Below are 11,624 nucleotides of genomic sequence, written 5' to 3' on the forward strand. Positions count from 1 at the left end.
CGTCGTGCGAAAAATGGGATTCCGCGTCTCGCGGCGGAACGGCGCCGCTCGCCCGAAATGACGAGGGAGGGAGCGGCGAAGGCGGCGCTCGCTTACATAACCTACATAAATCGCCACCCTCGGGCCTGCCCGAGGGTCCCATGCTCCCGAGAGCCCACGGACGGTGCGGCCTAGAAGCCGCGCTCCTTGCGGTTCTTCTCGAGCTGGTCGCGGCTCAGGATAAGACCGACCAGCACCTCGACATCGCCGGTCGAGCGCCCGGCCAGCGGAATGCGCTGTTCCAGCTCCTCGCCGACCACGACGCGGCGGCGGCCTTCCTTGAAGGGCACGCGGGCGACGAATTCCTGCCGGGCGAGGACATGCTGCTGCTTGTCGACCACGGCGACGAAATAGGGCACCTGGGCTTCCGGCTGGGTGGCGGCCGGACCGCGCGTCGCCGCCACCTGCAGGACGAAATCCACCACCACGGTCGCCTGCTTGTCCTCGTAGCGGCATTCGCCGTTATAATCGAGCAGCTCGGTATCGAAGGTCACGTCCGTCAGGTCGCGCCCGCCGCCGGGGCGATACTGGGTCGCCTTCTGCGCATCGCCTAGGATGCCGACCCGCGGACAGGGCGGCAGCTTCACCGTCTTCGACGCGCAGGCGGTCAGGCCGAAGCCGAGGAGCAGCGCCGCCGCGACGCCAGCGGAGCGCAATGCGAAGAATGGTTTCACGGAAAGGCTCACAGGCTGTTATGGCTGCCGTCGCAGAGTGGGGCTTTCTTGCTGCGCTTGCAGCCGCAGAAGAAGACCGTCCGGTCGGCCGTCGCCTTGTATTCCACCGGGGCGAATGCGCTGCCCTTGTGCGAGCCGTCGCAGAACGGCTGCTTGGCGCTTTTGCCGCAGGCGCACCACCAGTAGCTCCTTCCCGCCTTGACTTCCACCGCATACGGCGATTTCTGGGCGATTACAGGCTCGGTCATGGACGGCCTTTCCTTCCCGCGTCGAGTATATTAGCTTGCCCGCTGTTCGCGGGGGCCCATCCTGTATAGAAGAGGGCCGTGCCGCAGACAAGCGGCAGACCTGCAACCGATTTGGCCCGCAACCCTTTGATCCGGCAAGATTGATTCGCCCAGGCAGATGACGTCGTCCACCGCCCCGAAGATAGAACTGGTGCTGGCCGCGCCGCGCGGCTTCTGCGCCGGCGTCGACCGCGCCATCCAGATCGTCGAACGGGCGCTGGAGCGCTTCGGCGCGCCGGTCTATGTGCGCCATGAGATCGTCCATAACCGTTTCGTGGTCGACAGCCTCGCGGCCAAGGGCGCGATCTTCGTCGACGAGCTGGACGAAGTGCCGCAGGGCGCGCCGGTCGTCTTCTCGGCGCATGGCGTGCCGAAGTCGGTCCCCGAGGCGGCCCGGGCCCGCAATCTCTTCTATCTCGACGCCACCTGCCCGCTGGTCAGCAAGGTCCATCGCGGCGCCGAGCGCCATTATCGCGAGGGCCGGAAGATCATCCTGATCGGCCATGCCGGCCATCCGGAAGTGATCGGCACGATGGGGCAGCTGCCGGAGGGCGCCGTCATCCTGATCGAGACGGTCGCCGATGTCGCCAGACTCGATCTGTCGCAGACGACGCCGCTCGCCTATATCACGCAGACGACGCTGTCGGTCGACGACACCGCCGAGATCATCGCCGCGCTGAAGCAGCGTTTCCCGCAGATCGAGAATCCGAAAAAGGAGGACATCTGCTACGCCACCACCAACCGGCAGGCCGCCGTGAAGGCGATCACCGCCGATTGCGATGCCGTGCTGGTGATCGGCGCGCCGAATTCGTCCAATTCGCTGCGGCTCGTCGAGGTGGCGAAACGGGCCGGCTGCAAGCATGCGCAACTGGTGCAGCGCGCCATGGATATCGACTGGAGCGCCCTGCAGGGCCTGAGCGTCGTCGGCATCACCGCCGGCGCCAGCGCGCCCGAACGCCTGGTGGAGGAAGTGATCGAGGCCTTCCGCCAGCGCTATGCGGTCACCGTCCGCGAAATCGCCACCGCCTCGGAGGCCGTGCAGTTCAAGCTGCCGGCCGCGCTCGACGCCCCCGCCGCCTGAACGCTACGCATGGCCGTCTATACCGAAATCGACGACGACCAGCTCGCGGAGCTGTTGCAGCATTACGAGCTTGGCGGCCTGCTGTCGTACAAGGGCATCGCCGAGGGCGTCGAGAATTCGAACTATCTTCTCGTTACCGAGAAAGGCAGCTTCTTCCTGACGCTCTACGAACGCCGCGTGAACCGCGCCGACCTACCCTATTTCCTCGGCCTGATGGATCATCTGGCCGCCAAGGGCCTGGCCTGCCCGACGCCGATCCACGACCGCGCGGGCAACGCCTTGCGCGAAATCGCCGGCCGCCCCTGCGCGATCGTCAGCTTTCTCAACGGCGTGTGGCCGAAACGTCCCAATGCGCGCCATTGCCAGCAGCTCGGCGCCGCCATGGCGCAGCTGCATCTCGCCGGCCGGGATTTCCCGCTGCACCGGCCGAACGCCCTGAGCGTGGAAGGCTGGCGGCATCTGCTGTCGGCCTGCGGCGAGCGCAGCGATACTGTGCGGCCCGGAATGCAAGCGGACCTGACCCGGGAATTCGACTGGCTGGCGCGGACGTGGCCGGCGGTTCCCGACCGCGCCGGCGACAAGCCGCTGCCGCATGGCGTGATCCATGCCGACCTGTTTCCCGACAACGCGCTGTTCGTCGGCGACCGCCTGAGCGGGCTGATCGATTTCTATTTCGCCTGCAACGACTATTTCGCCTATGACCTGGCGATCGCCCTGAATGCCTGGTGCTTCGAGGTCGACGGCGCATTCAACGTCACCAAGGCCAAGGCCCTGCTGGCGGGATACCAGGCGGTCCGCAAGCTCGGCGGCGAAGAGATCGCGGCCCTGCCGCTCTTCGCGCGCGGCGCGGCGTTGCGTTTCCTGCTGACGCGGCTCTATGACTGGCTGAACCAGGTGGCCGGCGCCATGGTCAAGCCGAAGGATCCGATGGAATACTGGCAGAAGCTGAACTTCCATCGCCAGGTGCAGAGCCCCTCGGCCTACGGCATCGAACGCTGATCCGATGGGCGCGCCCGAGACGGTCGAGATTTTCACCGACGGCGCCTGCCTGGGCAATCCGGGCCCCGGCGGCTGGGCGGCGCTGCTGCGCTTCCGCGGCAGCGAGAAGGAGCTGACCGGCGCCGAGCCCGAGACCACCAACAACCGCATGGAACTGACGGCGGCGATCATGGCGCTGGAGGCGCTGAAGCGCCCCTGCATCGTCGCGCTCTACGCCGACAGCCGCTATGTCATCGACGGCGCCACCAAGTGGCTGCGCAGCTGGAAGGCGCGCGGCTGGAAGACCGCCGACCGCAAGCCGGTCAAGAATGTCGATCTCTGGCAGCGCTTCGAGGCCGCCGCGCAGCCGCACCGGATTTCCTGGCAATGGGTGCAGGGCCATGCCGGCCATGTCGAGAACGAGCGGGTCGATGTCTTGGCGCGCGCCGCGGCGACCGAGATCGCCGGCAGCCTCGATCTCGAATAGCCCGCTTTCGCGCTCAAACAAGAAGGCCGGCCGGAATCGCTCCCGCCGGCCTCGTTGCGATGCTGTCGGACGCGATCAGAGCTGGCCCAGCAGGGTATTGGCGTCGGAGACTTCGAAGGCGCCCGGCTTTTCCAGGTTCAGCGTCTTCACCACGCCGTCCTCGATCAGCATCGAATAGCGCTGCGAGCGCACGCCGAGGCCGCGCGCCGACAGATCGAATTCCATGCCGATCGCCTTGGTGAATTCGCCCGAGCCGTCGGCCAGCATCATCACCTTGTCGCCGGTATTCTGCTGCTTGCCCCAGGCGCCCATGACGAAGGCGTCGTTGACCGACAGGCAGGCGATCAGGTCCACGCCCTTGGCCTTGAGGTCCTGGGATTTCTCAACGAATCCAGGAAGATGCTTGGCCGAGCAGGTCGGCGTGAACGCACCCGGCAAGGCGAACAATGCCACTTTCTTGCCCTTGAACAGCTCGCCGGTCTTCATTGCCTGCGGCCCCTGATCGGACATGACATAGACCGTGACATCGGGAATGCGGTCGCCAACCTTGATGGTCATGATTTCCTCGTCTGTTGCAGTTTGCTATTGCTGTTTGGCCGTCACATGCCGCGCGGAACGGCGGCATTAACATGGTCCGGTACGGATGCGGCGGCAAGCCTCCGGCTCACCCGGGCGCTGCTGCCGAAAGCTCTACAGCCCGCGGTCCGTCGACCAGCGTCAGGGTCAAGGGACCTTTGGCGGCCTGCGGCGGCGCCAGCGTGAAGGCGAATGCCGCCTGATGGCGATCGGCCGAGATCGTCACCTCCGGACGGCTGAACCAGTCGCCGGGCGCTCCCTCGACGAACAGGTCGGGGGTGGAAAAGAGCTGATCGCTGCCCAGGGTCAGGACCATCCGGCTTCCGCTGACTTCTCTGGACAGCAATCGCACTCCGCTGGCCCGGCCCGGGCGCGGCACCCGCGCCTGCCAGGCGGCCAGCAGGGCCGCGTTGACCGGATTCGCGGCCTTGTCCTTCGGATCCAGGCGATGGCTGAGATGATCCTCGCGCAGGATGCAGATGTCCTTGCAGACGCCGTATTCGATGGACAGCACCAGATCGACGGGCAGCGTCCCATCCCGACGTTGAATGGCGATCGGCAGCACCACTTCGCCGGTATAGCCGTAGAGATCGACATCGCCGATCGCGATCCGCTCCGGCGCCGGCCAGTTCACCGCCGCCGCCGCCAGGTTCTGCGATGCCGACCAGTCGAAGCTCGGCGGCACGCCGCCCTCGCCGGGCGTACGCCAGTAGAATTTCCATCCCGGAGCCAGCCGTACCAGCAGTCCGACCTGATCGCCCTCCGCCTGCAGCAGCGTCAGCCGTACCGGCTCGGACAGCGCGGCGAGGCCGGCAGCTGTTGCGGCCGGAACGGGCAATGCAAGGACGGCGAGTGCGGCAAAAAGCGCGAAGAGCGGCCAAGGCTTTTTCATGGGCTCAAGTCTGGGCGCCGGTGCATGAATTGCAAGAGCCGGAACGAGGGCGCGTATGGACAACTGGAGCCATAAGAGTAACATTCAGGTGAGAGTGGGAGCTAGGCATGGCGGATATCGACGACGGCAAAGCGATCACCGGCTATCTGGAGCGGCAGTTACTGGTTGCCATGCCGGCAATGGGTGACCCGCGCTTCACCCGCACCGTCATCTACATGTGCTCGCACAATGCCGAAGGTGCGATGGGCCTCGTCATCAACAAGGCCTATCCCGGCCTCACCTTCCCCAACCTGCTGACCCAGCTCGGCATCGAGCCCGCGGTCGACAACGACATCATCGTCAGGCTGGGCGGGCCGGTCGAAACCGGGCGCGGCTTCGTGCTGCATTCCACCGACTACATGCGCCAGGGCAGCGTCAAGCTCGACGACAGCATGGGCATCGGTCTGACCGCCACGCTGGATGTGCTGCGCGCGATCGCCACCGGCACCGGGCCGCAGCGCAGCCTGTTCGCACTGGGCTATGCCGGCTGGGGTCCGGGACAGCTGGACGCCGAAATCCAGGAGAATGCCTGGCTGGCGGCGCCCGCCGATCCGGATCTGATCTTCGATTCCGATCTCGACACGCTGTGGGAACGGGCGGTGCGCAAGATCGGCATCGACGTGGCCAAGCTGGCCAGCATCGCCGGCCACGCCTGATCCGGGCGCGGGCCTGTCCGTCCCGCTGGCGCGGGGCATGGCGGCAAGCGGAAGCGCCCGTTCAGGCGGGCGGGTCCGTCGCCAAGCGGCTGTAAAGCTGATGGTCGCGCCAGCGGCCGTTGATCTTCAGATATTCGCGCAGAATGCCTTCCGGACGGAAGCCGGCATGCCGCAGCAATCTCTGGCTCGGCTCGTTCTCCGGCAGGCAGGCCGCTTCCAGCCGATGCAGCTTCAGCGTATTGAAGCAATGGCCGACCATCAGCCGCAGCGCCTCGGTCATATGGCCCCTGCCGCTATGCGGCTTGCCGATCCAGTAGCCGAGCTCGCCGCATTGCGAGGCGCCGCGGCGCAGGTTCGACAGCGTGATGCCGCCGATCAGCGCATCGTCGCTGCGCAGGAAAATGAAATAGGCCTCGCCAAGCTCCTGCCGTTTCAGCCGCTCGAACCAGAGGAGCCGGCGGCGGAATCCGTCGCGGGTGAGCGAATCTTCCGCCCAGGTCGGCTCCCAGGGCTGCAGATGATCGCGGCTGACCGCGCGGAGCATCGCCCAGGCGTCGTAATCGGAGGCGGAAGGCGGGCGCAGGTAAAGCGCCTCCCCGCTGAGCACAGCGGCCATGCTGGGGAGGAAGCGCCCGAACAGCATCTGCGGTCTTGCTAGCCGAGCCGGGCGGCGAAACGCGAATAGTCTTCCAGCGTCCCGACCGGCCCCAGCGCCGCGACGGCCGGCGGCGCCGTGCGCAGGACGCGCTCGGCCACGCGCTGGACGGCGGCCTCGTCGACGCGATCGATCGCCGCCAGAACCTCGTCGATATCGAGCGGCCGGCCGAACACCAGCATCTGGCGGCCAAGCTGCTCGATGCGGGCGCCGGAGCTTTCCAGCGACATGACCATGCCGACCTTGAGCTGCGCCCGGGCGCGCTGGAGTTCATCCGCCGCCACATGCCCCGTCATCTTGGCCAGTTCCTCGGCAAGCACCGGCATCAGTTCGCCCAGCTTCTCGCCGCCGGTGCCGGCATACAGCGTCAGCAGCCCGCCATCGCGATAGGCGCTGGGATAGGCATATACCGAATAGGCAAGCCCGCGCTTCTCGCGCACCTCCTGGAACAGGCGCGACGACATGCCGCCGCCCAGCACGGTGGAATAGACCTGCATGGCGAAATAATCGGGATCGGTGAACGACACACCCGGCAGGGCGATCGCCACATGCGCCTGTTCGAGGTCGCGCACCGCCCGCTTCTCGCCGCCGCGATAGACGGCCTTCTGCGGCCGCGGCCGCGGCGTAGCCTGCAACCCGGCCAGAAGCTTCTCCGCCGCGGCGAGCAGATGCTCGTGCTCGACGGCGCCGGCGGCCACCAGGATCAGGTTCGGCGCATGATAGAAGCGGCCGAGAAAGCCCTGCAGGTCCTCGCGGCGCATCGCCGAGACGCGCTCGACGGTGCCGAGAATCGCGCGGCCGAGCGCCTGATCGGGGAAGGCGGTTTCCTGCAGATGATCGAAAATGATGTCGTCGGGCGTGTCTTCCGATTGCCCGATCTCCTGGATGATCACCTCGCGCTCGCGTTCGAGTTCCGAAGCCTCGAAGGTCGAGTGCTGCAAGATGTCGGCCAAGATATCGATGGCCAGATCGATATCGTCCCCCATGACGCGGGCGTAATAGGCGGTCTGCTCGCGCGAGGTGAAGGCATTGAGATGGCCGCCGACGGCCTCGATCTCCTCGGCGATGTCCAGCGCGCTGCGCCGCTCGGTGCCCTTGAAGGCCATATGCTCGAGCATATGCGCCACGCCGTTGATTTCCGGGGCCTCGTCGCGGGCGCCGGCATCGACCCAGATACCGACCGAAGCCGTCTTGACCTGCGGCATGGTCTCGGAAACCACGCGCAGGCCATTGGGGAGCGTGCTGATCCGTATCGTCATGCCGTCACCCGGCTACGTTGTGAATGCTGAAGGATGAAGGTGCGGACGGCCGCCGCATCGTTCGGCAGCACCGTCTGGCGCTCCGGCCGCTCGAACAGGTCGGCCATGCGCGGCGGCAGGGCCGGACGCCGCCCGGTCGCCTCGAAAACGGCCTCGGGGAATTTCGCCGGATCGGCGGTGGCCAGCGTGATCAGCGGAATCTCCGCCGCCACGGCGCCGCTTGAGCGCTGCTCCGCCGCAACCGACAGGCCGACGGCGGTATGCGGATCGACCAGCGCGCCATTGCCGCGCTCGAAGGCGCGCCTGAGGCTTGCCCGGGTCGCCGCTTCGTCGGCGCGGCCGGCCGAAAAGATATGCCGGCTTTCGGCCAGGGCATTGCCCGAAACCGTGAAGCCGCCATTCTTGTCGAGATCGGCCATCAGACCGCGGATCTGGCCGCCATCGCGGCCATGCATGTCGAACAGCAGGCGCTCGAAATTGCTCGCCACCTGGATATCCATGCTCGGGCTGATGGTCGGCACCACCTTGTCCTTGTGATAATCGCCGCCGGCGAAGAAGCGCGCCAGGATGTCGTTGCGGTTGGTAGCGACGATCAGCCTCGCGACCGGCAGGCCCATTTTCGCCGCCGCGTAACCGGCGAAGATATCGCCGAAATTGCCGGTCGGCACGCAATAGGCCATCGGCCGGTCCGGCCCGCCGAGGGCCAGGGAGGCCGTCGCGTAATAGACGATCTGCGCCATCACCCGCGCCCAGTTGATCGAGTTGACCGCGGTCAGCCCGACCTCGGCGCGGAAGGCGGCGTCGTTGAACAGCGTCTTCACCATCGCCTGGGCGTCGTCGAAGGTTCCCTGCAGCGCGATCGCATGCACATTGGCATCCGGCACCGTCGTCATCTGCCGGCGCTGCACCTCGGAGACGCGGCCTTCCGGGAACAGGATGAAGATGTCGAGATTCCGGCGGCCGCGGCAGCCTTCGATGGCCGCCGAGCCGGTATCGCCCGATGTGGCGCCCAGCACGGTCGCATGGCGGCCCGAGCGGGCCAGCGCCCAGTCGAACAGCCGCCCGAGCAGTTGCAGCGCCACGTCCTTGAAGGCGAGCGTCGGCCCGTGAAACAGCTCCAGCAGCCAGTCATTGGCCTCGATCTGGCGCAGCGGCGCCACGGCGCGATGCCCGAACGTCGCGTAGGATTCCGCGATCATCCGCTGCAGGTCCGCGTCCGGGATGCAGCCGCCGATGAAAGGCTTGATGATGCGAAAGGCGACGTCGGCGTAAGGCAGGCCGCGCATGGCGCGCCATTCGGCGGCGCTGAATTGCGGCCAGGTCTCCGGCACGTAAAGGCCGCCATCCGTCGCCAGTCCGGCCAGGAGGACTTCTTCGAAATCGAGGGCCGGTGCCTGGCCGCGGGTGCTGATGTAGCGCATGGTCGTCTTCAATTCAGATAGCGGGATTTCAGGTGCGCCTTGAAGGCGGCGGTCCCCAGCGGCTTGCCGGTCGCCGCCCGCAGCAGCGCGTCGGTGGACAGCAGCGAACCCTTGCCGTGCACATGCTTGCGCAGCCAGTGCAGCAGCGGCTTGAAATCGCCTTTCGCGATCCCCGGCAGGATACTGCCATCCTGTTCCTTGGCGGCGGCGAAAAGCTGGGCCGCGGCAAGCGCGCCCAAGGTATAGGTCGGGAAATAGCCGATCGAGCCGGTCGCCCAGTGGATGTCCTGCATGCAGCCGAGGCTGTCGCTGGGGACGTCGACGCCGAGCAGCGTCTGCATGCCGTCGTTCCAGGCATGCGGCAGATCGGCAACCGGCAGATCGCCATGCAGCAAGGCCTGCTCCAGCCGGTAGCGCAGGATGATATGCGCCGGATAGGTCACTTCATCGGCATCCACCCGGATCAGGTCGGGGCGGACCTGGGTGTAGAGGCGGGCAAGATTGTCGGCCGACCAGGCTTCGCCCTCGCCCTTGAACGCCTTGCGCAGGATCGGCGCCGCATAAGCGAGGAATTCCGGTCCCCGGCAGACCTGCATTTCGATCAGCAGGCTCTGGCTTTCGTGCAGCGTCATGCCGCGCGCTTCGCCGACCGGCTGGTTGCGCCAGAATTTCGGCAGGCCCAGTTCGTACAGGGCATGGCCGGTTTCATGCAGCACGCCCATCAGGCTCTTGGCAAAATCGCCTTCGTGATAGCGCGTGGTGATCCGCACATCCGTCGGCACGCCGCCCGTGAACGGATGCAGGCTGACATCGAGGCGGCCATGACGGAAATCGAAGCCGAGCGCCTTCATGAAGCGCAGCCCGACCTGCCGCTGCGTCTCGGTGGCGAAATCGCCCTTCGGCACCAGCGGCGCCGGCTTCTTCGCCTGGCGCGCCATCGCCTTGTCGATGAAGGCGGGCAGAAAGCCGCCCAGGTCGGCGAACAAAGCGTCGATGGTGGCCGCTTTGCCGTCGGGCTCGTATTCATCCAGCAACGCATCATACGGCGCGACGCCGAACGCGGCCGCCTTCGCCGCCGCCACCTCGCGGGTCAATTCCAGCACCGGGTGAAACGCCGTGGCAAAGCTCTTGAAATGATCTTCCTGCCGTGCCTTGCGCCAGACCATCTCGCAATTCAGCACCGCCTTCGAGCGCGCCTCGACCAGCTTCGGCGTCAGCGCCGTGGCATGGCGCCACTGCCGCTGCATCTCGCGCAGATTGGCCGCCTGCCACTCGTTGAGCTGGTCCTTCTGCGTCTCGGCCTCGCCGAGGAGATCGCCAAGCCGCGGATCGGTCAGCCACTCATGGCGGATCACGCTGAGCGTCGCGATCTGCTCGGCGCGCACCTTGGCGCCGCCCTCGGGCATCATGGTCGACTGGTCCCAGCCGAGCACCGCCAGCGCGCCATTGACAGCGGCAATCCGGCGAAAGCGCTGTTCCAGGGCCTTGTAGCTTTTCATAGCCTAGTCCTTGGACGCAGTATCGCGCGCCCGCCGCCGATGCCATAGCACATAAATCAGGGCCAGGACGATGGCGCCGCCATACCAGGTGACGGCGTATTCCAGATGGTTATTGGGGAAATCGACCCGCGTCTGGCCCCCGACCGGTGCCCCGCCGGGCACCGGCGTGTCGTCGGCATCCACGATCAGGGCCGGAACCTCGCCGATCCCGGCCAGTTGCGCCATCGCCGCCAGATCGGGGTAAAGCCACAGATTCCTCGCCGGATCGTTGTCCGGGGTGAACAATCCCGGCCCCCAGGCCTTATGGGCGATGCCGCGAACCGTCTGCTCGCCCTGCAGCAAGCCCGCCTCGCGCCGCGACCGGTCCTTCTTCTCCGGCGGAATCCAGCCGCGATCGACGAAAACATAGCCCGGCGCGTCGCTGCGCTTGAGCGGCACCAGGACGTGATAGCCGAAATTGCCCCGCTTCGAATGCGCCATGAGGTGGAATTCATGGCTGTTGTCGAAGGTGCCCGTCACGACGACGCGGCGGTAGTTCCATTCGGCCGGATCCAGCACGCCGGCCGGCAAGGGCACCGGCGCGGCCTCGAGGCCATGCTGCACCGTCGCGATGAGGTCCAGTTTCCAGAACAGCCGCTGGACCTGCCAGGTTCCGAGCGCCAGGAGGACGATCAGGGCAGGGATGGTGATCACGGTCGGCCAGAAGGCTGGCCGGGAACCTAATATTTTCAATGTATCACTCGCGCAGCAATTCGATATCGGAAGACGCCTTGTGGCGGAATTGTAGCGCGATGAGCGTGGCTTTGAAGGGTCGGAGCATCAGAATGGAGCCGCCCAGGATCAGCGGCGTCCACAGGACGAGATGCAGCCAGAGCGGCGGGCCGAATTTCAGTTCGACCCACAGCGCCAGTCCGACCACGATGAAACCGAGGATCAGGATGACGAAAACGGCCGGGCCGTCGCCGGCGTCGATCTTGCTGTAATCGAGGCTGCAATTCGGACAGTCTGGCCGGAGCGTCAAAAGCCCATTGAAGACCGGGGCTTCGCCGCAGCGGGGGCAGCGGCAGCGAAGCCCGGTCGA

General features: G+C 66.4%; 14 protein-coding genes. 4 read left to right on the forward strand and 10 right to left on the reverse strand.

All coding sequences use genetic code 11. From position 1 onward, the window contains the following. Positions 1-170 precede the first annotated feature (170 nt). On the reverse strand, positions 171-713 hold the full coding sequence (locus VF194_RS14595) for a hypothetical protein (RefSeq protein WP_330891908.1): 543 nt from the start codon (positions 711-713) through the stop codon (positions 171-173). A gap of 8 nt (positions 714-721) precedes the next feature. Further along, positions 722-961 (reverse strand): CDGSH iron-sulfur domain-containing protein, encoded by a 240-nt coding sequence (locus tag VF194_RS14600; protein WP_330891909.1) that lies wholly within the window; start codon positions 959-961, stop codon positions 722-724. Positions 962-1,118: 157 nt separating this feature from the next. On the opposite strand from VF194_RS14600, the gene ispH reads away from it, so the two are divergent. Genes ispH through rnhA form a run of 3 tightly spaced genes read left to right on the forward strand, consistent with a single transcriptional unit; the run spans position 1,119 to position 3,546 of the window. Beyond that, entirely contained in the window at positions 1,119-2,081 is a 963-nt protein-coding gene (ispH, locus tag VF194_RS14605) for a 4-hydroxy-3-methylbut-2-enyl diphosphate reductase (RefSeq protein WP_330891910.1), read from the forward strand. Positions 2,082-2,090: 9 nt separating this feature from the next. Then, positions 2,091-3,080: a homoserine kinase gene (locus tag VF194_RS14610; RefSeq protein ID WP_330891911.1), complete on the forward strand. Its 990-nt coding sequence runs from the start codon at positions 2,091-2,093 to the stop codon at positions 3,078-3,080. Positions 3,081-3,084: 4 nt separating this feature from the next. Next, positions 3,085-3,546 carry a ribonuclease HI gene (rnhA, locus tag VF194_RS14615; protein ID WP_330891912.1) on the forward strand — a complete coding sequence of 154 codons (462 nt, stop codon included), beginning with the start codon at positions 3,085-3,087 and terminating at the stop codon, positions 3,544-3,546. Between the two features lie 75 nt (positions 3,547-3,621). Here rnhA and VF194_RS14620 read toward each other — a convergent pair whose 3' ends face one another. Together VF194_RS14620 and VF194_RS14625 are read right to left on the reverse strand one after the other, a co-directional pair. Beyond that, positions 3,622-4,104, reverse strand: a complete 483-nt coding sequence (locus tag VF194_RS14620) for a peroxiredoxin (RefSeq protein ID WP_330891913.1) — start codon at positions 4,102-4,104, stop codon at positions 3,622-3,624. 106 nt (positions 4,105-4,210) lie between these two features. After that, entirely contained in the window at positions 4,211-5,014 is an 804-nt protein-coding gene (locus VF194_RS14625) for a protein-disulfide reductase DsbD domain-containing protein (protein WP_330891914.1), read from the reverse strand. Between the two features lie 107 nt (positions 5,015-5,121). Here VF194_RS14625 and VF194_RS14630 point away from each other — a divergent pair, with 107 nt between their 5' ends. After that, on the forward strand, positions 5,122-5,709 hold the full coding sequence (locus tag VF194_RS14630) for a YqgE/AlgH family protein (protein WP_330891915.1): 588 nt from the start codon (positions 5,122-5,124) through the stop codon (positions 5,707-5,709). Between the two features lie 61 nt (positions 5,710-5,770). On the opposite strand, the gene VF194_RS14635 is transcribed toward VF194_RS14630, so the two are convergent. Genes VF194_RS14635 through VF194_RS14660 form a run of 6 tightly spaced genes read right to left on the reverse strand, consistent with a single transcriptional unit; the run spans position 5,771 to position 11,564 of the window. Continuing rightward, positions 5,771-6,352 carry a GNAT family protein gene (locus VF194_RS14635; protein ID WP_330891916.1) on the reverse strand — a complete coding sequence of 194 codons (582 nt, stop codon included), beginning with the start codon at positions 6,350-6,352 and terminating at the stop codon, positions 5,771-5,773. 11 nt (positions 6,353-6,363) lie between these two features. After that, entirely contained in the window at positions 6,364-7,623 is a 1,260-nt protein-coding gene (locus VF194_RS14640) for a pitrilysin family protein (protein WP_330891917.1), read from the reverse strand. Then, the gene (thrC, locus tag VF194_RS14645; protein WP_330891918.1) at positions 7,620-9,044 is read right to left on the reverse strand and encodes a threonine synthase; all 1,425 of its coding nucleotides are present in this window, start codon (positions 9,042-9,044) and stop codon (positions 7,620-7,622) included. Before thrC ends, VF194_RS14640 begins: the two co-directional genes overlap by 4 nt. Positions 9,045-9,052: 8 nt before the next feature. Then, positions 9,053-10,543, reverse strand: coding sequence for a carboxypeptidase M32 (locus tag VF194_RS14650; RefSeq protein WP_330891919.1), 1,491 nt, complete (start codon positions 10,541-10,543; stop codon positions 9,053-9,055). A 3-nt stretch (positions 10,544-10,546) separates the two neighbouring features. After that, the gene (locus VF194_RS14655) at positions 10,547-11,236 is read right to left on the reverse strand and encodes an SURF1 family protein (protein WP_330891920.1); all 690 of its coding nucleotides are present in this window, start codon (positions 11,234-11,236) and stop codon (positions 10,547-10,549) included. A 43-nt stretch (positions 11,237-11,279) separates the two neighbouring features. Next, positions 11,280-11,564 (reverse strand): DUF983 domain-containing protein, encoded by a 285-nt coding sequence (locus VF194_RS14660; protein WP_330891921.1) that lies wholly within the window; start codon positions 11,562-11,564, stop codon positions 11,280-11,282. Between the last annotated feature and the right edge of the window lie 60 nt (positions 11,565-11,624).

This window comes from Ferrovibrio sp. (assembly GCF_036381655.1).
GTDB lineage: Bacteria > Pseudomonadota > Alphaproteobacteria > Ferrovibrionales > Ferrovibrionaceae > Ferrovibrio.

Bases quoted from the DNA above. Each gene is read 5' to 3' on its own strand.
- rnhA (WP_330891912.1), top strand. From the start codon at position 3,085: ATGGGCGCGCCCGAGACGGTCGAGATTTTCACCGACGGCGCCTGCCTG.
- thrC (WP_330891918.1), bottom strand. From the start codon at position 9,044: ATGCGCTACATCAGCACCCGCGGCCAGGCACCGGCCCTCGATTTCGAA.
- VF194_RS14630 (WP_330891915.1), top strand. From the start codon at position 5,122: ATGGCGGATATCGACGACGGCAAAGCGATCACCGGCTATCTGGAGCGG.
- VF194_RS14635 (WP_330891916.1), bottom strand. From the start codon at position 6,352: ATGCTGTTCGGGCGCTTCCTCCCCAGCATGGCCGCTGTGCTCAGCGGG.
- VF194_RS14600 (WP_330891909.1), bottom strand. From the start codon at position 961: ATGACCGAGCCTGTAATCGCCCAGAAATCGCCGTATGCGGTGGAAGTC.
- VF194_RS14625 (WP_330891914.1), bottom strand. From the start codon at position 5,014: ATGAAAAAGCCTTGGCCGCTCTTCGCGCTTTTTGCCGCACTCGCCGTC.
- VF194_RS14620 (WP_330891913.1), bottom strand. From the start codon at position 4,104: ATGACCATCAAGGTTGGCGACCGCATTCCCGATGTCACGGTCTATGTC.
- VF194_RS14650 (WP_330891919.1), bottom strand. From the start codon at position 10,543: ATGAAAAGCTACAAGGCCCTGGAACAGCGCTTTCGCCGGATTGCCGCT.
- VF194_RS14610 (WP_330891911.1), top strand. From the start codon at position 2,091: ATGGCCGTCTATACCGAAATCGACGACGACCAGCTCGCGGAGCTGTTG.
- ispH (WP_330891910.1), top strand. From the start codon at position 1,119: ATGACGTCGTCCACCGCCCCGAAGATAGAACTGGTGCTGGCCGCGCCG.
- VF194_RS14640 (WP_330891917.1), bottom strand. From the start codon at position 7,623: ATGACGATACGGATCAGCACGCTCCCCAATGGCCTGCGCGTGGTTTCC.